At 72.7% G+C, this 20,299-nt stretch carries 16 protein-coding genes; 12 read left to right on the plus strand and 4 right to left on the minus strand.

The window, feature by feature from the left end; all coding sequences use genetic code 11:
- The first annotated feature begins 17 nt into the window (after positions 1-17).
- The 10 genes from IPJ95_19740 (at position 18) to IPJ95_19785 (ending at position 10,382) form a co-directional block, all read left to right on the plus strand.
- On the plus strand, positions 18-1,256 hold the full coding sequence (locus IPJ95_19740) for a GTP-binding protein (protein MBK7925838.1): 1,239 nt from the start codon (positions 18-20) through the stop codon (positions 1,254-1,256).
- Between the two features lie 46 nt (positions 1,257-1,302).
- The gene (locus IPJ95_19745; protein MBK7925839.1) at positions 1,303-2,184 is read left to right on the plus strand and encodes a hypothetical protein; all 882 of its coding nucleotides are present in this window, start codon (positions 1,303-1,305) and stop codon (positions 2,182-2,184) included.
- Complete coding sequence (locus IPJ95_19750; protein MBK7925840.1) at positions 2,174-3,079, plus strand: alpha/beta fold hydrolase; 906 nt, start codon at positions 2,174-2,176, stop codon at positions 3,077-3,079. Before IPJ95_19745 ends, IPJ95_19750 begins: the two co-directional genes overlap by 11 nt.
- An 88-nt stretch (positions 3,080-3,167) precedes the next feature.
- Positions 3,168-4,829 (plus strand): M28 family peptidase, encoded by a 1,662-nt coding sequence (locus tag IPJ95_19755; GenBank protein ID MBK7925841.1) that lies wholly within the window; start codon positions 3,168-3,170, stop codon positions 4,827-4,829.
- Entirely contained in the window at positions 4,826-5,227 is a 402-nt protein-coding gene (locus IPJ95_19760) for a VOC family protein (protein MBK7925842.1), read from the plus strand. Before IPJ95_19755 ends, IPJ95_19760 begins: the two co-directional genes overlap by 4 nt.
- A gap of 247 nt (positions 5,228-5,474) precedes the next feature.
- Entirely contained in the window at positions 5,475-6,476 is a 1,002-nt protein-coding gene (locus IPJ95_19765) for a hypothetical protein (GenBank protein MBK7925843.1), read from the plus strand.
- 112 nt (positions 6,477-6,588) lie between these two features.
- A complete protein-coding gene (locus IPJ95_19770) occupies positions 6,589-7,275 on the plus strand; it encodes a hypothetical protein (protein MBK7925844.1) in 687 nt (228 codons plus the stop codon).
- Entirely contained in the window at positions 7,272-8,900 is a 1,629-nt protein-coding gene (locus IPJ95_19775; GenBank protein ID MBK7925845.1) for a diguanylate cyclase, read from the plus strand. The genes IPJ95_19770 and IPJ95_19775 overlap by 4 nt, the downstream gene beginning before the upstream one ends.
- Positions 8,897-9,454, plus strand: coding sequence for a TetR family transcriptional regulator (locus IPJ95_19780; protein MBK7925846.1), 558 nt, complete (start codon positions 8,897-8,899; stop codon positions 9,452-9,454). Before IPJ95_19775 ends, IPJ95_19780 begins: the two co-directional genes overlap by 4 nt.
- Positions 9,455-9,518: 64 nt before the next feature.
- On the plus strand, positions 9,519-10,382 hold the full coding sequence (locus IPJ95_19785) for a cytochrome c (GenBank protein ID MBK7925847.1): 864 nt from the start codon (positions 9,519-9,521) through the stop codon (positions 10,380-10,382).
- Positions 10,383-10,455: 73 nt separating this feature from the next.
- On the opposite strand, the gene lon is transcribed toward IPJ95_19785, so the two are convergent.
- Positions 10,456-12,993, minus strand: a complete 2,538-nt coding sequence (gene lon, locus IPJ95_19790) for an endopeptidase La (protein MBK7925848.1) — start codon at positions 12,991-12,993, stop codon at positions 10,456-10,458.
- Positions 12,994-13,297: 304 nt separating this feature from the next.
- Here lon and IPJ95_19795 point away from each other — a divergent pair, with 304 nt between their 5' ends.
- Both IPJ95_19795 and IPJ95_19800 read left to right on the plus strand, forming a co-directional pair.
- The gene (locus IPJ95_19795; protein ID MBK7925849.1) at positions 13,298-15,226 is read left to right on the plus strand and encodes a protein kinase; all 1,929 of its coding nucleotides are present in this window, start codon (positions 13,298-13,300) and stop codon (positions 15,224-15,226) included.
- A gap of 84 nt (positions 15,227-15,310) precedes the next feature.
- A complete protein-coding gene (locus tag IPJ95_19800) occupies positions 15,311-16,054 on the plus strand; it encodes a CPBP family intramembrane metalloprotease (GenBank protein MBK7925850.1) in 744 nt (247 codons plus the stop codon).
- 16 nt (positions 16,055-16,070) lie between these two features.
- On the opposite strand, the gene IPJ95_19805 is transcribed toward IPJ95_19800, so the two are convergent.
- The 3 genes from IPJ95_19805 to IPJ95_19815 all read right to left on the minus strand — a co-directional run bounded on the left by IPJ95_19805 (position 16,071) and on the right by IPJ95_19815 (position 20,299).
- On the minus strand, positions 16,071-18,197 hold the full coding sequence (locus tag IPJ95_19805; protein MBK7925851.1) for a dehydrogenase E1 component subunit alpha/beta: 2,127 nt from the start codon (positions 18,195-18,197) through the stop codon (positions 16,071-16,073).
- Positions 18,198-18,252: 55 nt separating this feature from the next.
- On the minus strand, positions 18,253-18,660 hold the full coding sequence (locus IPJ95_19810; protein ID MBK7925852.1) for a DoxX family protein: 408 nt from the start codon (positions 18,658-18,660) through the stop codon (positions 18,253-18,255).
- A 64-nt stretch (positions 18,661-18,724) separates the two neighbouring features.
- Entirely contained in the window at positions 18,725-20,299 is a 1,575-nt protein-coding gene (locus tag IPJ95_19815) for a PDZ domain-containing protein (protein ID MBK7925853.1), read from the minus strand.

The following is a 20,299-nucleotide window of genomic DNA, read 5'->3' on the forward strand; positions in this document are numbered from 1 at the left end:
CTGGGGGGAAATCCGCCATGCGCCGCGCCATGATTGCCGCGTTCATCCTGACCAGCCCGCTCGCCGCCCAGACCCGGGCGGCCGCCTGGGGCGACGAACTTGCGCCCGCGCCCTCCCCGGAACGCCTGCTGGCCATCGGTCCACGGCTCTCCGAACCGCTCGACTGGCCCGCACCCCCGATCCGGCGCCCCCCGGCGCATGTTCGGGCGCTCTACGTGAATGCCTGGGCCTTCGGCGGTGCCCGATTCTGGGACCTGGTCCGCCTGGCCGACAGCACCGAGGTGAACAGCTTCGTCATCGACGTGAAGGACGACACCGGCTACCTGACCTACCGGTCGGCGGTGCCCACGGCGGTGGCCATCGGGGCCAACAACCAGCTGCGCGCCCGGGATACCCAGGCCCGGCTGCGCGCGCTGCACGCCCGCGGCATCCACGCCATCGCGCGGATCGTGGTGGCCAAGGACCCGCTGCTCGCCAGCCGGAAGGGCGCCTGGTCGGTACAGGACCGGCGGGGCGGACTGTGGCGGGACCGGCTGGACTTCGCCTGGGTCGACGCCTTCAACGACTCGGTCTGGGTCTACGCCGCCGACCTCGCGGCGGAAGCGGTGCGCCTGGGCTTCAACGAGGTGCAGTTCGACTACGTCCGCTTCCCCGACGAGCCGAAGGCGCGGATGGCGTACGCCATCTTTCCCAGCCGGCGCGGCACCGAGTCGGTGCGCGACGGGGTCAGCCGCAACCTCCGCCTGCTGCGCGACCGGGTGAAGCCGCTCGGCGTGCCGTTCACCATCGACGTCTTCGGCATGACCACCAACGCGGACGTGGACCTGGGCATCGGGCAGGTCTGGGAGGACCTGGTGACCACCGCCGACGTGGTGCTGCCGATGGTCTACCCCAGCCACTATTACCAGGCGATCTACGGCGCCGCCCGCCCCAATGATGAGCCCTACCGAGTGGTGAAGGGCGCGCTCGCCGATGGCCTGCGCCGGGGGCGCGAGCTCGGTGGCTCCACCGCCGAGATCCGGCCCTACCTGCAGGCCTTCACCCTGGGCCGGCCGCGCTACACCCCCGAGCACGTGCGCGAGCAGATCCGCGCCGCCGCCGACCTCGGCATCCAGAGCTGGGTGCTGTGGAACCCCCGGTCGGCGTACGACGCGCGGATCTTCGGCCACGGCGAGCCGGCGGTGCCGGTCCAGGTCGCGGTTTCGGCCCCGCCCTCGCGGGCCGCCCTGCTCGAGGGGCGCCGCGGGCAGCGCTGACCGGGCGGTGATGGCGCGGCCCCTCCGGCCGCGGCTACCATTCGGCATGCGCCCGCTCCTCGCTGCCCTCCTGCTGCCCGCCGCGCTGGGGGCGCAGACGCTGGCCCCGCGCCCGGTCCAGGCGGACCGGACCGGGAGCTTCCAGGACCCGGACCTCACCGAGAGCTCCGGCGTCATCCGCAGCCGGATCCTGCCGCGGGTGCTCTTCACCATCAACGATTCCGGGAATGCCCCGCAGGTATTCGCCTTCGACTCGAGCGGGCGGCCGCTCGGCTCGTGGCGGGTGCCGGGCCTGACCAACCGCGACTGGGAGGCCCTCAGCATCGGCCCCTGCCCCGGTGGCTCGTGCCTGTTCATCGGGGATACCGGCGACAACGACGAGCGGCGCGCGCGGGTGGTGCTGTATCGCCTGCGCGAGCCGGCGCGGTTCGAGCGCTTCCGGGGCGCCGCCGACCCGGCGCCGCTGGGACTCGACTCCGCCGTGGTGCGCTACCCCGACGGCCCGCACGACGTCGAGGCGATGTGGGTGGAGGCCGATGGCAGCGTGGCCCTGGTCTCCAAGGGGCGGAGCGGCGGGGTGCGCCTCTTCCGGGTGCCGGCCAGCGGCTTCGGCGCGGCCGGCGGCGTCGACGCACAGCTGCTCCAGGTCCTGCCGATCGCGCCGGACCAGTCGCTGGGCCGGTGGGTCACCGACGCCGCGCGCGCCCCCGATGGCCGGCGGGTGGCCATCCGGACCTACACCGAGCTCTACCTCTTCCCGCAGCTGCCAGCGGGGCGGCTCGGCACCCCGGTGATCTGCAACGTCGCGGGCCTCGAGCGGCAGGGCGAGGGCGTCGAATGGCTCGACGACCGGCGGCTGCTGCTCACCAGCGAGGCCGGCCCGCGCGGTGCGCCGGGCCCCATCCATATCGTCCGCTGTGACGGCTAGCGGCGGGCGCGGGCGGCTGGGCCGCCTGGTGCGCCGGTTCCTGGTGGCGTTCGGCGCCGCCGTGCTGCTGTGGGTCGGGCTCGGCAACCCCGCGCGGCCCCGCCCGCCCCACCGCGCCAGCTGGGTCACCGTGGATGGGCTCCGGCTGCGCGCGCTGCAGGGCGGCCACGGCGACACCACGCTGGTCTTCCTGCACGGGTATGGCGAGTCGCTGATGGCGTGGCGGCTGCTGCTCGACCGCTTCACCCCCCGATACCGGGTGCTGGCGGTGGACCTCCCGGGCCACGGCCTGAGTGACCGGCCCGACGGTCCCTACGACTACCCCGCCCTGGTGGAGCGCCTGGCCCACCTCCTGGACCAGGCAACCCGCGGGCCGGTGGTGCTGGTGGGGCATTCGATGGGCGGGCAGCTCGCCACGGGCGTGGCCCTGGCCCGGCCCGATCGGGTGCGGGCGCTGGTGCTCATCGCCCCGGCGGGCGACGGCATCAACCCGATGCTCACCGACACCGGCGGCGTCGCCTCGCCGGCCACCGCGTGGGTGGCCTCCGCCCTGAGCTTCGTGCTGCCGGTGCACGACAGCGCCTGGCTCCGGGACGCGGAGGGCGAGGCCCCGGACGGTGGCGATACCGCCGTCGCGCGCACCGCCCGCGCCGTGCTGGCCCAGTTCGACTTCGCGGCCATCGGCGATCGGTTCCGCGAGGTACACCAGCCCGTGCTCCTGATCTGGGGCAAGCAGGACCCGACCATCCCGTACACCATCGGCGAGGCCGTGGCCGCCCGGCTGCCCTGCCGGCGCTTCGTGAGCCTCGCCGCGCTGCACCGCCCCCACCAGACCCTGCCCGATACCGTGGCCGCGGAGATGACCCGCTTCCTGGCCCGTCCGGCCTGCCCCTAGCCGGGCCGGATCCGGGCGCCGGCACCACGTATCGGAAGCGCCAAATCGTGGTAAGTTGTCTCTCTTCTTCGTCCTCCCGGAGTTGGTGATGCTCCCCGCATGCTCCGCCGGCCGCGCCGCTCCCCGGGCGCTCGCGCTCCTGCTGCTGGCCGCCGGCCCGCTCGCCCCCCTCACCGCGCAGACCCTGAGCCCCGCCACCCGGGTGGCCCGCGCGGCGAACGCCGCGGCTTACGAGGCGCACCTCGGCCTGCTGGCGAGCGACCTGCTCGAGGGCCGCGGCAGCGCCACCCGGGGCGGGCGCCTCGCGGCAGAGTACATCGCCACCCAGTTCCGGCGGCTCGGCCTGGAGCCGGCGGGGGACAGCGGCACCTACTATCACCGGGTACCGATCATCGCCCACACCCCCGAGCCGACGCTCCGGGTGACGGGCCCCGCCCCGGCGGTGCTGCGCTACCGCGACGACTACGTGCTCTGGTCCATGCGCAACGAGACCCAGGTCAACGTGGCCGCGCCGGTGGTGTTCGTGGGCTACGGCATCGTGGCCCCGGAGTGGAACTGGGACGACTACGCCGGGCTCGACGTGCGGGGCAAGATCGTGCTCTGCCTGGTGAACGACCCCGGCCTGCACGACCCGGCGATCTTCCGCGGCCGCATCCTGACCTACTATGGCCGCTGGACCTACAAGATCGAGGAAGCCGAGCGGCAGGGCGCGGCGGGCATCATCCTGGTGCATACCACCGAGAGCGCCACCTATCCGTGGACCACCGTCACCGGGTCGTGGACGGGGGAGCAGGTGCGGATCGAACGCGCGCCGAGCTCGCTGGTGGTGGCGGGCTGGATGCGCGACGAGACGCTGGCGCCGCTGGTGCAGGGCGCCGGCCTCGACCTGTCCGCGCTGCTGCAGCAGGCCGGGCGGGCCGGCTTCCGCGGCCTGGCGCTGCCCTTTGGCCTGGAGGCCTCGGTGCAGAGCACCCTGCGCCGCTCCGCCACCTCGAACGTGGTGGGCCGGCTCCCCGGGCACGGGCGGCTGGCGAACGAGGCGATCCTGATCGGCGGGCACTACGACCACTTCGGCATCCGCACCCCGGTCAACGGCGACTCGATCTACAACGGCGCCGAGGACAACGCTTCCGGCACCGCCGCGGTGATCGCCGCGGCGGAGGCGTTCGTGCAGAGCCGGGTGGAGACCCCGCGCGCGATCCTGTTCATGGCGTTCGGCGCGGAGGAGAGCGGGCTGCTCGGCTCGCAGGCGTACGCCGCGGCGCCGACCGTGCCGCTCAGGAACATCGCGGCGGTGCTCAACCTCGACGTGATGAACCTGTATGGGCGCACCCGCGACATCGCCGCCCTGGGTACCGATCAGTCGAGCCTGGGCGGGGTGTTCACCGCCGCGGCCGCGGCGGAGGGGCTGCGCGTGGTGACCGACTCGGGTTCGCTCATCCGCGGGAGCTTCTTCCGCTCCGACCACTTCCCGTTTGCGCGGGCCGGCGTCCCGGCGCTCTCGCTCGAGAGCGGCAGCGACTTCGTGGGCCGGCCCGCCGGCTGGGGGGAGGAACAGCGCGAGGAGTACACCGCGCACCGGTACCACCAGCCCCAGGACGAGCTGCTCCCCTGGTTCTCCATGGACGGCGCGCTGCAGCAGCTGCGGGTGATCCTGCGGACGGCGGTGGCCGCCGCCACCGCGCCGGCGCAGCCCACCTGGAACACCGGCTCCGAGTTCCGCGCCGCCGGCGAGGCCCGCCGCCGATGACCGCCCTGTTCGATCGCCTCGACACGATCATCCTTCGGGTACGGCACCTCGATGCCGCCCTCAAGTGGTACCGGCGGGTGCTCGGGCTGCCGGTGGTCTTCGAGGACCCGGAGGATGAACTGGCCGTCCTGGGGCTCGGACACGGCACCAGCATCACTCTCTACACCCTCTCGGCGGAGGAGCAGCCCGCCGCCGCCACAGCCGCGGGGCCGTTCCCCATCTTCGCCACCCGCAACGCCGGGGCGGCGTACGCCATCCTGCTGGAGCGCGGGGCCCGGGTGGACCCGATCCAGGAGGGGGGCGGCGTGCGGTTCTTCTCGTTTTATGACCCCGACGGGAACCGGCTGGAGGCCTGCGAGATCATCGACGAAGACGGGGAGGGCTCACCCGGAGCCTGAGCGGTCCAGGCTGAAATGGTCAAGTCGTTGCCTTGCAATGCTTTGGATATTGCACGTCACGCCGACGTAGCGGAACCCGTCACCCGCAACTATTATTGCGCCCGAATTTTCCGGTCGACACACTCCGCTGACGGGGGCGCACCTGGATCTCCCGAACACTCACCGAATCCCGCTCGGATGGCTCCTCGCCCATGGGGGCGAGTCCGTCCGGTTCCGGGTCTTTTCCGAACTGTCGCCTGCCGGCACGGTGGCGTCGGAAACCATCGAACACGCCCGTGGCAGCATCGAGGCTTCCAAGGCCACGCAGGCGGTCATCAAGAAGCAGAAGGACACCGGCACCTGGGGCGGCAACCTGCTCGGCGTGGCCCCCGCGGCGGCGCAGGGCATCAAGGACGTCGGCACCATCCCCCAGTACCGTCGCCTGCTGCAGCTCGGCCTGCCCACGGCGGCCCGGCCCTACAAGCTCGCCGACCGGCTCCTGTTCCGGCTGCTCTCCCGGGACGAGGATCCGGCGCTGCTCTTCGAGTACCAGAAGCCGGCCAAGGGCGATGAGGGCTACACCCTCTGGGCCCGCGCGCTGGTCCGGGAGGCCGCCACCGCGGCCCTGGCCGAGGCGGGCCAGATCGAGGACCCGCGGGTGCGGGGCGCCGCGCACAAGATCGCGTCGGATGTCTCCGAGTTCCTGCGCAGCCCGCTCGCGGAGAAGCCCTTGGTGCGCGCGGGCACCGGCGCGGTGCTGCATCCCGAGGCCAATCCGCCTACCTGGTACACCCTCGCGATCATGGCCGCGATGCCGAACCTGCAGCGGGAGCGGGCCGGCTTCACCGAGCGGCTGAACCACTACCTGGCCCAGCCGCAGCCCAAGAAGGCCTACGCCATCGCGGCCGGCAAGAAGAAGGTGAAGCCCGGCCACCTGCTGCTCGGCGACCCGATCGAGGCCGACAGCAAGGGGCTGCCGAAGGACATCCCGCTCGCGCTGCACTTCCTCGAGCTGCTGGCCCGCACCGGCGGCCTCGCGGCCTCGCCGCCGGCCACCAAGGTGCTGACGCGACTGCTCAAGGATTGCGACACGCAGGGGGTGTGGGCCCCCAAGGGGATCCGCGTCCTGCCCAAGGCGGTGAACAAGATGAGCTACCACAGCTTTCCGCTCGACGCCGAAACCAAGGCGGCCGAGTACCGGCAGGTGGACGTGACCTTCCGGCTGGCCCTGATCGCCAGGACCCTGGGATGGAGCATCGAGTACGTCTGAGTAGCGAGCGCCAGGGCAGGCGGAACGGGGAACGGGCCAGGGCCCGTTCCCCGTTTTCCGTTTTCCGTGGTGCCCGGTTGCGTTGGGCGCCTCAGTATCCGATACTACTACCATGGCCGAACTCGACCTCACCCCCTTCGGCTTCACCCCGACCGAGAGCAAGGTCTACGAGGTCCTCCTGACCGGGGGGCCCGGCACGGGCTACGCCGTGGCGCGCAGCGCCGGGCTGGCCCGGGCCAACGCGTACAGCGCGCTCGAGGGGCTGGTGGCCAAGGGAGCGGCGCGGGCGGATGAGGGGCAGCCCAAGGTGTTCCGGGCGGAGCCGCCGGCGGGGGTGCTGGCGCGGATCGCCAACCACCAGGGCGAGGCGCTGGAGCGGCTGACGCGGGCGCTGGACGGCTTCGGCGCGCCGGCCTCGCCGCGGGTGGTGGAGCTGACCAGCCCCAAGGGAATGCTGCAACTGCTCAGTCACGAGATCGGGCGGGCGGAGCGTTCGGTGCGGCTCTATGCCCCGGTGGAGGCGTATCCGCTGCTGGCGCCGGTGCTGCGCCGGGCCGCGAGCGCCGGACTCGCGCTGGCGCTGGTCTCGCCGGGCGTGGTCACCCTGCCCTTCGCGGGGGTGGAGATGGCCCCCGACGGGCATGCGTGGCCGGGGGTCCCGCTGGTGGCCGTGATCGATGACCGCAGCGCGGTGATCGCGGGCCGGCAGGGTGCGGAGGTCGAGGGGCACTGGAGCAGCGCGCCGCCCTTCGTGGCTGCGGCGCGACTCACGTTCGAACGCCTGCGGAACCCAACATGACCGACGCCCTGAACGACGCGCTCGCCGAGCTGCGGCGCGAATACCTGTTCGACGCCCCTGGCCGCCTGGCCGAGCTGCGCAAGGACGTGGCGGCCTTCCGCGCCGGCGAGACCGACGCGGTCGCCTCGCTGGTCGGGCGGTTCCACCGCCTGGCGGGCTCCGGGGGTTCCTACGGCTTCCCCGAGATCGGCGAGATCGCCCGCGGGGGGGAGCGCTGGCTCACCACGGAGCAACCGGCGCCCACCGAGGTGAACGCGCGGCGGCTGGAGGAGCTGGTGGACCGGCTGGCCGCCGCGTTCGATGCGGCGGCGCGGGAGCTGGGCCTCCCGCCGCGCGGGCCGGCGGTGACCGAGTTCGGCTGGCGGGCGCTGGTGATCGGCCCGGAGCACCCGCTGCGGCAGGAGGTGTCCGCCGCGCTGGTGAACACCGGCTTCCTGGTGCGGACGGAGAGCGGCGCCGGCGAGCCGCGCGAGATCAAGCTCTCGGAGCGGCCCGACCTGCTGGTGGTGATCGAGCACCCGGCCGGCGCCGACGCCTTCGCGACGGCCACCGCGTGGGCCGGCGCCGGCCCGGTGCGGCCCCGCGCCATCGTCCTCGTGACCCAGCGCGACTCGGCCGACCGGGTGCGCGCGCTCGCCAGCGGGATCGACACCGTCATCCCGGCCGGCCGCGTGACGGTGGACCTCCCGACCTACGCCAAGACCCTGGCCCGCATCGGCAGCCCGCCGCCCCGGGTCCTGTTCGTGGAGGCGGACCCCGCGCAGACGGAGCTCATCTGCGGCTGGCTGGAGCAGGCCAACGCCAAGGTGACCCACTGCGCGGACGGCCACGCGGCCCGGGAAGCCATGATCAAGGAAACCCCGGACCTGATCCTGATGGACACGCGGCTGCCCGGGCTCGACGGCTTCTCGCTCGCCCGGCTGGTCCGGCAGGACTCGCGCTTCAGCCTCACGCCGATCGTGTTCCTGACCTCGAACGACACCGTGGCGGAGCAGATCGAGGCGCTCTCCGCCGGGGCCGACCACTTCCTGATCGAGCCGGTGGACCGGGAGCTGCTCACCCACCTGGTGGTGAACCGCGCGGAGCGGGGGCGGCGGCTGCGGGAGATGGTGCACCGTGACGGGCTCACCGGGCTGCTCAACCACGCCACGCTCATGGCCGAGCTGGAGCACGCCGTGGAGTACGCGCGGCGGCACGGCGAGACCTTCGCGTTCCTGATGATCGACGTCGATCACTTCAAGCGGGTCAACGACCGCTACGGGCACATCGCGGGGGACCAGGTGCTGCTGCACGTGGCGCGGGTGTTCCAGACCACCGCGCGCGCCAGCGACCTGATCGGCCGCTACGGCGGGGAGGAGTTCGGGATGATCCTGCGGCGCACCGACCGGGCGGGCGCGGGGATCCTGGCGCAGAAGCTCCGCCAGGCGCTCGCGGAGCAGCCGGCGCTGATCGCCGCGGGCGAATTGATCCCGGTGCGCGTGTGCATCGGGATCGCGGCCTACCCCGATGATGCCGGCACCGCGGGCGAGCTGGCCCAGCTGGCCGACGCCGCGCTGTACCGCGCCAAGGCGGCCGGCCGCGACCGGATCGAGTACACCCGGGAGATTCGGGCCCAGTCGGCTTGAGTCACCGTGGCCCCGCCGCCCCTGACCGGCTGCTCGAGGCCGCGCTCCGGGAGTTCGCCGCGGCGGGCCGCGCCGGTGCCCGCACCCAGCGCATCGCCACCCTCGCTGGCGTCAACAAGCAGCTCATCCACTATTACTACCGGACCAAGGGCGGGCTCTACACCGCCGTCCTCGACCATGCCGCCCAGGCGGTGGCGGGCGCCCTGGCGCGGCTGCCGCTGGTGGGCCTCACCGCGGTGGAGCGGTTGCGGCGCCTGGTCCGGGGGCAGTTCGACTTCTTCCTGGCCCACCCCGACCACACCGCGGTGCTGGTGCAGGCCGACGACGCGGGCACCTGGGCCGACCAGGCGGTGCGCCCGGTGGTGGAGCTGCTGCGCGACGGCCAGGCCACCGGCTTCTTCCGCGATGACGTCGATGCCGAGGCCCATGCCCGACTGGCGCTGCTGCTGATGCTGGGCTATTTCGCGGTGCATCCCATCACCCGCCGCTGGGGCGATCCCCAGGCCTGGCGGGACCAGGCGGCAGAGCTGGTGGTGCGCGGCGCGAGCTGGTAGCTCGGCGGCTCGAGAGTCGCACACGTTGCGCGATACTCCTCCCCTCACCCCTCGGAGTCTCCTCATGCGTTGGGTCCTCAGGATCGGCGCCGCCCTCGTGGCGCTGGTCGTGCTCGCGACGGGCACCCTCTGGCTGCTGAGCAACCGGGCGCTGGCGCGCCGGTACGACGTCACGGCGGCACCGATCACCATCCCCACCGACTCCGCCGCGCTGGCGCGGGGGCGCCACCTCGCCACCGCCATCGGCAAGTGCGTGGACTGTCACGGGGAGAACCTGGGCGGCACCGTGATGGACATGGGGCCCTTCGGGACCTTCTCCCCGCCCAACCTCACCACCGGCCGGGGCGGCAGCCCGGCGCGCAGCGACGCCGAGTGGGTGCGCACCATCCGGCATGGTGTCGGCGCGGGCGGGCGCCCGCTGGTGTTCATGCCGTCGTTGGCCTACCACCCCATGACCGAGGCCGACCTCGGCGCGCTCATCGCCTACCTCAAGTCGGTCCCGCCGGTGGACACGGTGCTGCCGCCCACCCGGCTCGGCCCGATCGCGCGGCTGGTGCTGGCCCGGACGCCGGAGAAGCTCCTGGCCGCGTCGGCGATCGATCATGCCGCACCGTTCCCCGACGCCATCCCCGCCGGGCCCACCGCGGAGTACGGCCGGTACCTGACGGAGATCGGTGGCTGTACCTCCTGCCATGGGGCGGACCTCAAGGGCGGCATCCACGAGGGCCCGCCCGAGGTCCCCGCCTCCGCCGACCTGACGCCGGCGGGGAAGATGGGAAGCTGGAGCGAGGAGGATTTCCGGAAGGCGCTGCGGGAGGGGGTGCGGCCCGACGGGAGCGTGATCAACCCGTTCATGCCCTGGCGCCTGACCCGGCTCATGACCGACGAGGAGATCAGCGCGGTGTGGGCGTACCTGAAGACGCGGTAGGACGGTAAGGGCGGTAAGGGCGGTAAAGGCGGCAAAGGCGGTACCGCCCTTACCGCCTCTACCGCCTTTACCGCTAGTGGTGAAACGCCTGCAGCGGGGCCACGTCGCCGGGGACCTGGTCGCCGAAGAGCAGGCGGCCTTCGCGGAAGGTGGCGCCGCGGAGCGCCAGGGCGAGCACCTGGCCCAGGTTCTCCACCGGGTAGATCTCGATGGTCGTGCGGACCTCCTCGGGGAGGTCCTCGAGGTCCGGCTCGTTCTTCTTGGGCAGGATGATCCGCCCGATGCCGGCGCGCACGGCGCCGAGGACCTTCTCCTTCACCCCGCCGATCGGCAGCACCTCGCCCCGGAGGGTGATCTCGCCGGTCATGGCGATGTCGTTGCGCACCGGCCGGCCGGAGAGCACCGAGACCAGGGCGGTAGCCATGGTCACGCCCGCCGACGGCCCGTCCTTGGGGATGGCGCCGGCGGGGACGTGCACGTGCACGTCATGCTCACCGAAGACATCCTCGCGGATGTGCAGCCCGGCGGCGTGGGAGCGGGCGTAGGTCAGCGCGGCGCGGGCGGATTCCTTCATCACGTCGCCGAGCTGGCCGGTGAGCAGCAGCTCGCCCTTGCCCTTCATCACGCTGGCCTCGACGAACATGATGTCGCCGCCGACGGGGGTGTAGTACATCCCCGTGGCCACGCCGATCTGGTCCTCGCGGGCGGCGCGCTCCGGGTGGACCTTGGGGCGGCCGAGGAGGTCGTCGACCATGTCCCGCGTGATCGTCAGGCGCTCCACCTCGCGGGTGGCGATCTTGCGGGCCACCTTGCGGCACAGCTTCCCGATCTCGCGCTCCAGCTGGCGCACCCCGGCCTCGCGGGTGTAGCTCGCGATGACCTCCGCCACGGCCTCGTCCGGCAGCGCGATCTGCGCCACGTCGAGGCCGTGCTCGGTGAGCTGGCGCGGCACCAGGTAGTTCCGGGCGATCATCAGCTTCTCGCGCTCGGTGTACCCGGCGAAGTCCACCGTCTCCATCCGGTCCAGCAGCGGGGCCGGGATGTTCTGCAGGAAGTTGGCGGTGCAGATGAACAGCACCTCGCTCAGGTCGAACGGCACGCCGAGGTAGTGGTCGACGAAGCTGTCGTTCTGGGCCGGGTCGAGCACCTCGAGCAGCGCGCTGGCGGGGTCGCCCTGAAAGGAGACGCCGAGCTTGTCCACCTCGTCGAGCAGGAAGACGGGGTTGCGGGTGCCGGCCTGCTTCATCCCCTGGATGATGCGCCCGGGCATGGCGCCGACGTAGGTGCGCCGGTGGCCCCGGATGTCGGCCTCGTCGCGGGCGCCGCCCAGGGAGATGCGCACGTACTTCCGGCCCATGGCGCGGGCGATCGACTTGGCCACCGAGGTCTTGCCCACGCCGGGCGGGCCCACGAAGAGCAGGATCGGGCCCTTGGTGGCCTTCTCGTCGGGGTTGCCCTTGGGCGGCTCGACGGCGGGACGGCTCGGCAGTCCCGCTGGCGCACCTCCGGCGCTCGCCGTCAGCTCCGGGGCGGCGGCTTCGTCCGACGCCGGGTCGCCGGGCCGCCGGGCGGTCTCCGCCTTGAGCTGCCGCACCGCCAGGAACTCCAGCACCCGGTCCTTCACGTCGCCCAGGGCGTAGTGATCCTCGTCGAGGATGGCCTGGGCCCGCACCAGGTCGAGCGACTCCTCGCTGCGCTCGTTCCAGGGCAGCTCGGCCACCGTCTCGAGGAAGGTCCGCACCACCTGGGCCTCCATCGACTCCTTGCTGATCCGCTCCAGGCGGGCCAGCTCGCGATCGACTTCCTTGCGCGCCTCGGGCGGCAGCTCGAGCAGCTCGAGCGTCTCGCGCAGCTCCTCCTGGTCGCCCCGCTCGTCATCCTCGCCCAGCTCGCGGCGGATCTGCTTGAGCTGCTCGCGCAGGAACATCTCGCGCTGCCGCTCGCCCAGCTCCTCCTGGACCTGCGACTTGATGTCTTCCTGCGCGTCCAGGACGCTGATCTGGCGCTGCATGTGCACCAGCACCCGGCGCAGCCGCTCCTCGACCGAGAGCGTCTCCAGCAGCGCCTGCCGGTCGGGCGGGGCGATGTCGAGGTAGCCCGCCACCAGGTCGGCGAACTTGCCGGGGTCGTGCACGCCGGCGAGCACCTGCTGCACCACCTCCTCGGGGAGGCCGCTCTTCTGGCCCAGCTCGCCGGCGCGGGTGCGCGCCTCGCGGTGCAGCGCCACGAAGGCCGCGTCCTCGGGGTCGAGGGGGGCCATCTCCTCGGCCTCGCGGACGATGCTCTCCAGGAAGCCGTTTTTCTCGCCCACGTGCATGGCGATGCCGCGCCGCTCGCCGTGCAGCAGCAGCTGCATCCCGGCCAGGCCGCGCTGCATCTGCCCGATGCGGGCGATGGTGCCGATGGTGAAGAGTCCTTCGGGGGTCACCTGCTCCACGTTCTGCCGCTGCGAGACGGCGAAGATCAGGCGGTCGGGGGTGTTGAGCGCGGCTTCGATGGCGCGCAGGGTGCCGGGACGGCCGGCGCCGATCGGCGCGGTGGTCCCGGGAAAGAGGACGACTTCCCGGAGGGGCAGCACGGGAAGCACGAGGCGTTCGGAACGCTCAGTCATGGCGGTACACTCCGGTTCGGCTGGCGAAATGGCAGAGGGGCCAGCGTGTGGCGCTACTGGGTGCACCGGACATGCCACTCGCGGCGGGCCCGGGGCGCGGCGTCCCTCCCGAGGGGAAGATGGGGGAGTGCGACCCGCCGCGCTCGGGAGCGCGTCCCGAATCGAAACACGGGCGGCTGCCACTTCGTCCGGGGGTCGCAGCCCGACTGCCGTTCTGTCGGGACGGTCAGCGGGGCCGGGACAGGACCCTCCTTGTCCCCCCCGTCCGAGGTCGCTAAATCTATGACGCTTCTCCGGATAACCGATGACCGAACCGACGAGTCCCCTCGCGCCACGCCTCAGCGAAGCCCTTGGTAGCGCCTTCACTATCGAGGGCGAGATCGGTCGTGGGGGCATGGGCGTGGTCTATCGCGCGCGGGACGAGAAGCTCAAGCGCCGCGTGGCCATCAAGGTGCTGCCGCCGGAGCTCGCCTTCCAGCAGGAGATCCGCGCCCGCTTCACGCGGGAGGCGGAGACCGCCGCCCGCCTCTCCCATCCGCACATCGTCCCGATCTACACCGTCGGCGAGGGCAACGGGCTGGTGTACTTCGTGATGGGCTACGTCGACGGCGAGTCGGTCGGCGGGCGGCTCAAGCGCCGCGGCAAGCTGCCGGTGGAGGAAGTCCGGCGCATCATGAAGGAGACCGCCGACGCGCTGAGCGCCGCCCACGCGATGTCGGTCATCCACCGCGACATCAAGCCCGACAACATCCTGCTCGACGGCACCCGGGGCCGGGTGATGGTCACCGACTTCGGCATCGCCAAGGCGATGTCCGGCGGCTCGGGCGGCACCCTGACCAGCGCCGGGGTGGCCATCGGCACGCCGCAGTACATGAGCCCCGAGCAGGCGGCGGGCGAGAAGGAGATCGACGGGCGGAGCGACCTCTACAGCCTCGGGATCCTGAGCTACCAGATGCTGACGGGCGAGCTGCCCTTCACCGCGCCGACGGTGGCCGGGATCCTGATGAAGCAGATCACCGAGCTGCCCCCGCCGGTGGCCGACAGGCGGCCCGACTGCCCCGAGGACCTGGCGCTGGCGGTGACCCGCTGCCTGGAGAAGGACCCCGAGAACCGCTGGCCCTCCGCCGACGCGCTGCGGCGGGCGCTCGAGTCGCGGGTGGTGACCGGCTACCGTCCCACCGGGCAGACCCGGGCGGGTGGCCGCGGCACGCTGGGCGGGGCGCCCGCGCCGCGCCGCTCCACCGGTACCGGGGCGGCCGGCGACCAGGGCGGTCCGCCGTCCCCGCCGCGCCCGCTGGCGCGCCGGCCGGGGAGCGAGGACTGGCGGGGCCGGCTCGACCGGCACATGGACCGGGCCAGCCGCCAGATGGACCGGCGCAGCGGCAAGGGCGCCGACACGCCGCTCCCGGTGCCCGACACCGGCGAGCCGATGATCGTGCAGAAGACCCGGGCGCAGTTCGCGCGGTGGGCGGCGGTCTCCGGCGGCCTGTTCATGATCAACCTGGCCACCGGCATCGGTGAGCCCTGGTTCCTCTTCCCGATGGCCGGCATGGGCTTCGGGCTGGTGAACAGCTACGCCAAGCTCTGGCAGGCCGGTTACACCTGGCGCGACGTGCTCAGCCGCCCCGCCGCACCGGACGCGGTGCTGGTGCCCAGCGGCAAGGGCGGCAAGATGGCGCGCGCCCTCCCCGCCCCGCGGTCCGACGAGTACGGGCAGCAGCTCGGCCTGATCAACCAGGCCCACGCCGACCGGCTGGCCATCCTCAAGCTGATGGAGCGCATGTCGGCGGCGGAGCGGCAGATGCTCCCCGACGACGTGCAGGCCACCGTGGACGGGCTGTACCAGCGGGCCACCGACCTGGCCAAGACGCTGCACTCGATGGACTCTAACCTCGACCGTCAGGGGCTCGACCGGCTGGACCAGCGCATGAAGGCCCTGGAGCGCGAGCCGGAGGACGACGAGCGGGCGCGCCGGCTGGGGCTGCTCGAGCGGCAGAAGAAGACGCTGGAGGACCTCCGCGGCCGGCGGGACCAGATTGCCAGCCAGCTCGAGAGCTGCATCCTCGCCATGCAGAACGTCCGCTTCGACCTGCTGCGCCTGCGCTCCGCGGACGCGGCCGCCGCCCTGGGCGACCTCACCATGGCCACCCAGCAGGCCCGGGCCCTCTCCCGCGACGTCGACAACGCCATCGTCGCCGCCGCGGAGATTCGCGAAGCGCTGGGCCGGGACTGACCTCGGCCCGGCCCCCCCTGGTCAAGCGCACGGGCGAGGGGGCGTCCGACCCATCCAGCACCGCACCGGATCCCGTCCGGCCCCATGCCTAGCACCCCCCACGCGATCGGCTCGTCGGGCTGGCTGCACCTGGCCGTCTTCGGGGTCGTCCTGCCCTGGCTCGCCACCCGCAGCGCCCGGGCCCTGCCTTCGGTATCGCAGCGCCCCCGCAAGGGCCACTTTCGTTCCGTGCTCGTGGTGCAGGGCGTAGCGCTGCTCATCTCGCTCCGGGTGGCGGCGGTGGAGGGCATCGCGCTGTTCCCGCGCACCGTCCCGCCCCCCTTGGCCCTGGGACTCGGCGCGGTGATGGTGGTGGGCTGCACCGTGGCGCTGCGGCCCCGGTGGCGGGAGGCGGTGGCGCGGCGGGAGCCCCGGGTGCACTTCGTGATGCCGCGGGATGCCGGGGAGCGGCGGCTGTGGGTGGGGGTGTCGCTGGCGGCGGCGGTCAGCGAGGAGGTCACCTATCGCGGCGTGATGTACGCGCTGCTGCTGCGACTCACCCACGATCCACTCACCGCGGCGGTGGCCACCGCCGCGCTGTTCGGCGCCGCGCACGCGGTGCAGGGCGCACGCGGCGTGCTCGCCATCGGGGCGATCTCGCTCGGGCTGCAGGGGCTGGTGCTGCTGGCGGGCTCGCTGTACGTGGCGATGGCGGTGCACCTGCTCTACGACCTCATCGCCGGCTTCGCGTATGGCCGGCTCGGGGAGGAACTGGGCTACCCGGTGGACGGCATCCCGCCCCGGGACGCACACGGGGCCGGCCCGGAGGCCGGCCCCGCGTCGCGCTGAGGGGCACCCACCGCCCCTAGTACGCCGCCAGCTCCGCCATCGCGGCGCGGAGGTGGTGCACCTGCGGCAGGATCACGTCCTCGAGCTCGGGGGCGTAGGCCACGAAGGTGTCGGTGGCGGCGAGCCGCCGGACCGGCGCGTCGAGCCACTCGAACGCCTCGTCGGCGATGCGCGCCGCGATCTCCGACCCGTAGCCCCACGACAGCGAATCCTCGTACGCCACCAGCACCCGGCTGGTCTTCCGGACCGAGGCGTAGATGGCCTCCCAGTCCACCGGCGAGAGCGAGCGCAGGTCGATCACCTCGACCGACGTGCCGGTGCTCTCCTCCAGCTCCTTGGCCGCCACCAGGGCGCGCTGCACCACCGCGCCGTAGGTGATGACCGTCAGGTCGCTCCCCTCGCGCACCGTGCGCGCCTTGCCGAAGGGGATCATGAAGTCGGGGCCCGGGTTCTGGGCCTTGTTGTAGGTCTGGCGGTAGAGGTGCTTGTGCTCCAGCACCAGCACCGGGTCCTCGCAGCGGATGGCGGTGCGCAGCAGGCCGTTGGCGTCGAGCGCGGTGGACGGGCACACCACGCGGAGGCCCGGCACGCCGGTGAACACGGCGGCGCCGGTCTGCGAGTGGTAGACCGCCCCGCCCTTGAGGTAGCCGCCGTACGTCACCCGCACCACCACCGGGCAGGCGAAGGCGTTGTTGGAGCGCCAGCGCATCAGGGCGAGCTCGTTGCGCAGCTGCATGTACGCCGGCCAGATGTAGTCGAAGAACTGGATCTCGACCACCGGCTTGATGCCGCGGGTGGCCAGCCCGATGGCGCGTCCCACGATGTTGGCCTCGGCCAGCGGGCTGTTGTACACTCGGTCGCCACCGAAGGCGCGCTGCAGCCCCCAGGTCACCTTGAAGACCCCGCCCTTGCCCTTCACCTGCTCCAGGACCTCCTCCCGGCTCGCGTCGGCCACGTCCTCGCCGAAGACCACGATGCGCGGGTCGCGCGCCATCTCGTCCTTCATGCAGGCGTTGAGCAGGTCCACCATCGTGGTCGGGTCGCCGGTGAAGCGCGGCGCGTCCTCGGTGTCGAACGCCGCCGCGGTGGGGTCCACCGTCGGGGAGTACACGAAGTCGTAGATCGTGTCGGTGGCGGGCTGCGGCGCGGCGAGCGCCGTCTCGGTGGCGACGGTGAGCTCCTCCTCCACCTCCGCCTTGATGGCCTCGATCTCCGCCGCGGTGGCGATGCCCCGCTCCACCAGCGCCAGCGGGAAGCGGGTCACCGGGTCGCGCTCGGCGTCGGCCTGGCGCTCGGACGCGGGACGGTAGAGCACCTCGTCGTCGGAGAGCGAGTGGCTGTAGGGCCGGATCACGTGCGCGTGCACCAGCGCCGGCCCCTTCCGGGCCCGGCAGTAGTCCACCGCCTTCTGCAGCACCTCGAACGACGCCACCGGGTCGCAGCCATCGACCTCCTGGATGTAGAGCCCCGGGAAGCCGGTCACGAGCTTCGAGATGGAGCCGCCGGGGGTGTTCACCTCCACCGGCACCGAGATGGCGTAGCCGTTGTCCTCGATCACGAAGACCACCGGCAGCCGGAGGTTGCTGGCGCTGCTGATCGCCTCCCAGAACTCGCCCTCGCTCGTGGTGCCGTCGCCCGAGGAGACGAACACCACCTCGTCGCCGTGGGGGCCGGTCACGCCATCGGCCATGCCCTGCACCTTCGAGTAGCGCAGCCACGCCTCGGCGCAGCCGACCGCCTGCAGGAACTGCGTGCCGGTGGGGCTCGAGGCGCTGACGATGTTCAGGTCCTTGTGCCCGAAGTGCGAGGGCATCTGCCGCCCGCCGGAGTTCGGGTCGTCGGCCGCCGCCACCGCCGAGAAGAGCATCTCGGTGGCGGTCATCCCGAGGCCGAGGCAGAGGGCGCGGTCGCGATAGTAGGTGTAGAACCAGTCGTAGCCGGGCTTGAACACCTTCGCGGCCGCGGCGAGCAGCGCCTCGTGCCCCGCGCCGGAGATCTGGAAGAAGATCTTGTTCTGGCGCTTGAGCTGGATCTCGCGATCGTCAATGCGGCGGGACAGCAGGATGATGCGGTAGAGGTCGAGCAGATCGGCCTTGGCGAGCGTTCGGGCCGTCTTCGGGGCGCTGCGGGTGCGGGAGGCCATGGGCCAAAGATCGTGTCCGGGGGGGCCCGGCGGTAGGGCCGGGCCCGTTCACGGCTCATGCGCCGCCCGAGCCGCGCGGCCGTGGCGCCGGCGGCGCGGTCAGCCCCACGATGCCGAGCCCGCCGATGAGCACCACGCTGTACTCCATCCCGTTCCGCCCGCCCCCCACCACGAACCAGCCCTCGGGCCAGTGCACCATGACGATGCCCAGCAGCAGCTGGAGCGCAAACCAGGCCGCCAGCGGACGGACCAGGCGGCCGGACATCAGCGCGAGCCCCCCCAGCACCTCGATGGCGGTCAGCAGGCCGGCCGCCAGGGGTCCGAAGGGCACGCCCTGCTCCGCCAGCCAGCCGCCGAAGGGCACCACCCCACCCGCCAGGGTACGGTAGCTGCCGTGGATGACGAGCTGGGTGGCCACAAGGACGCGCAGGGCGGTCAGCCCGGTGCGGTCGGACAGCTGCATGGATGGCTCCGCGGGAGGGGTGCGCCACCTACGGGACCAGGCCCGGCGGGGTTCCGCCGGGAGGTCAGTGACTGGTCAGGAGCCGCGGCAGCTGGTCCCAGTAGCCCATCGCGGTGGCGAGGCCCGCGTCGCTGCGCAGCCAGAGCTCGTCCGCCACCTCCGGCCCCCAGCGCACCTCCGCGGCACGATACGCCAGCACCCGGCCGATCCGCGCCCGGATCGCCTCGTCCGGTGGGCGGGTCATCTGGAGGCGCGCCGTGACCCGGGCCAGCAAGGGCTCGACCAGCCGGGTCTGCCATTCGGCCGGCGCGGCCAGCCACGCCTGGCGGCCGGCGGGCTCCCTGGGCAGCAGCGCCGCCACGCTGTCACTGACCGCCTCGATCCAGCCGCTGTCGGCGGCGGTGCTGAACCAGGCCGGGATGCGAACGCCCTCCGGCAGCGTCACGTCGGGGGCGATCCCCCCGCCGCCGCGCACCTCGCGGCCGTTGCCGGTGCGGAACACCGCGAGGGTATCCTGGCCGGCCCCGGCCGTGCCGGCGAAATCGTAGTACTGCTCCGCCTTCATGCCATGATAGGCCCGCTGGATGATGCGCCCGCTGGGCGTCACCACCCGCCCCACGACGAGCATCACCATGTCGCCCTGCGGCGGGATCTCCAGCGGATACATGATCAGCGCCTTGCCGAAGCTGCGCCGGCCGATCACCAGCGCCCGGTCGTGGTCCTGCAGCGAGCCCACCAGCGCCTCGGAGGCGCTGGCGCTGCCCTCGTCGACCAGGGCGATGAGCGGCAGGTCGCGGAACGGCCCGTCGCGGGTCGTAAGCACCTGGTCGGTCATCACCCGCCGCCGCCCCACGGTGCGGAACACCAGCGTCCCCTTGGGCAGGAAGAGCCCGGCCACGTCCGAGGCCCCCACCACGGCGCCGCCGGGATTGCCGCGGAGGTCGAGGATGACCCGCCGGGCCCCCTTGCCCTTGAGGTCCTTGATGGCGCGCTCGGTCTCGTCACCCGCCTTGACGAAGAACTCGGCCAGCCGCACGTACCCGGTGGTGGCGTCGAGCAGGTAGCTGCCCACCACCGACCGGGGCTGGATGAAGTCGTACTTGAGCGTGACCGCCACGCTCTCGGGCTCGAACCGCGAGCCGCGCTCCAGCAGCAGGCGGACCTTGCTGCCCTTCTCGCCCAGCAGGCGGAGCCCCGCGTCCGCGGGCGACAGCCCGGCCACCGAGGTGTCGTTGATGGTGATGAGCCGGTCGCCGGGGGCGATGCTCTTCCGCGCGGCGGGGCCGCCGGGGTAGACGGTCACCACCACCAGCTGGGCGTCGACCTCGTCGAAGGTGATGCCGAGGCCGGCCAGCAGGCCGGCCTGGTAGGCCATCTCACGCTCGCCATCGGCGTGGCGGAGGAAGCGGCTGTGCGGGTCGAGGGAGCCCAGCACGCCGTCGATGGCCGCCCGCACCAGCTGGGCGTAGCTCACCGAGTCGACGTAGTTGATCCGGATCTGGTTGAGCAGGCTGGAGAAGGTCTGCAGCTGCTCGTAGGAGGCGCCCTGCGCCCGGGCCGGCGCGGGGAGCAGCAGCGCCGCCGCCAGGAGCAGGGAGGCCCGGCGGGCGGCGGGTCGGGACAGCCGGAGATGGGGCAC

The sequence above is a fragment of the Gemmatimonadota bacterium genome (assembly GCA_016713785.1).
In the GTDB taxonomy this organism is placed as follows: domain Bacteria; phylum Gemmatimonadota; class Gemmatimonadetes; order Gemmatimonadales; family GWC2-71-9; genus JADJOM01.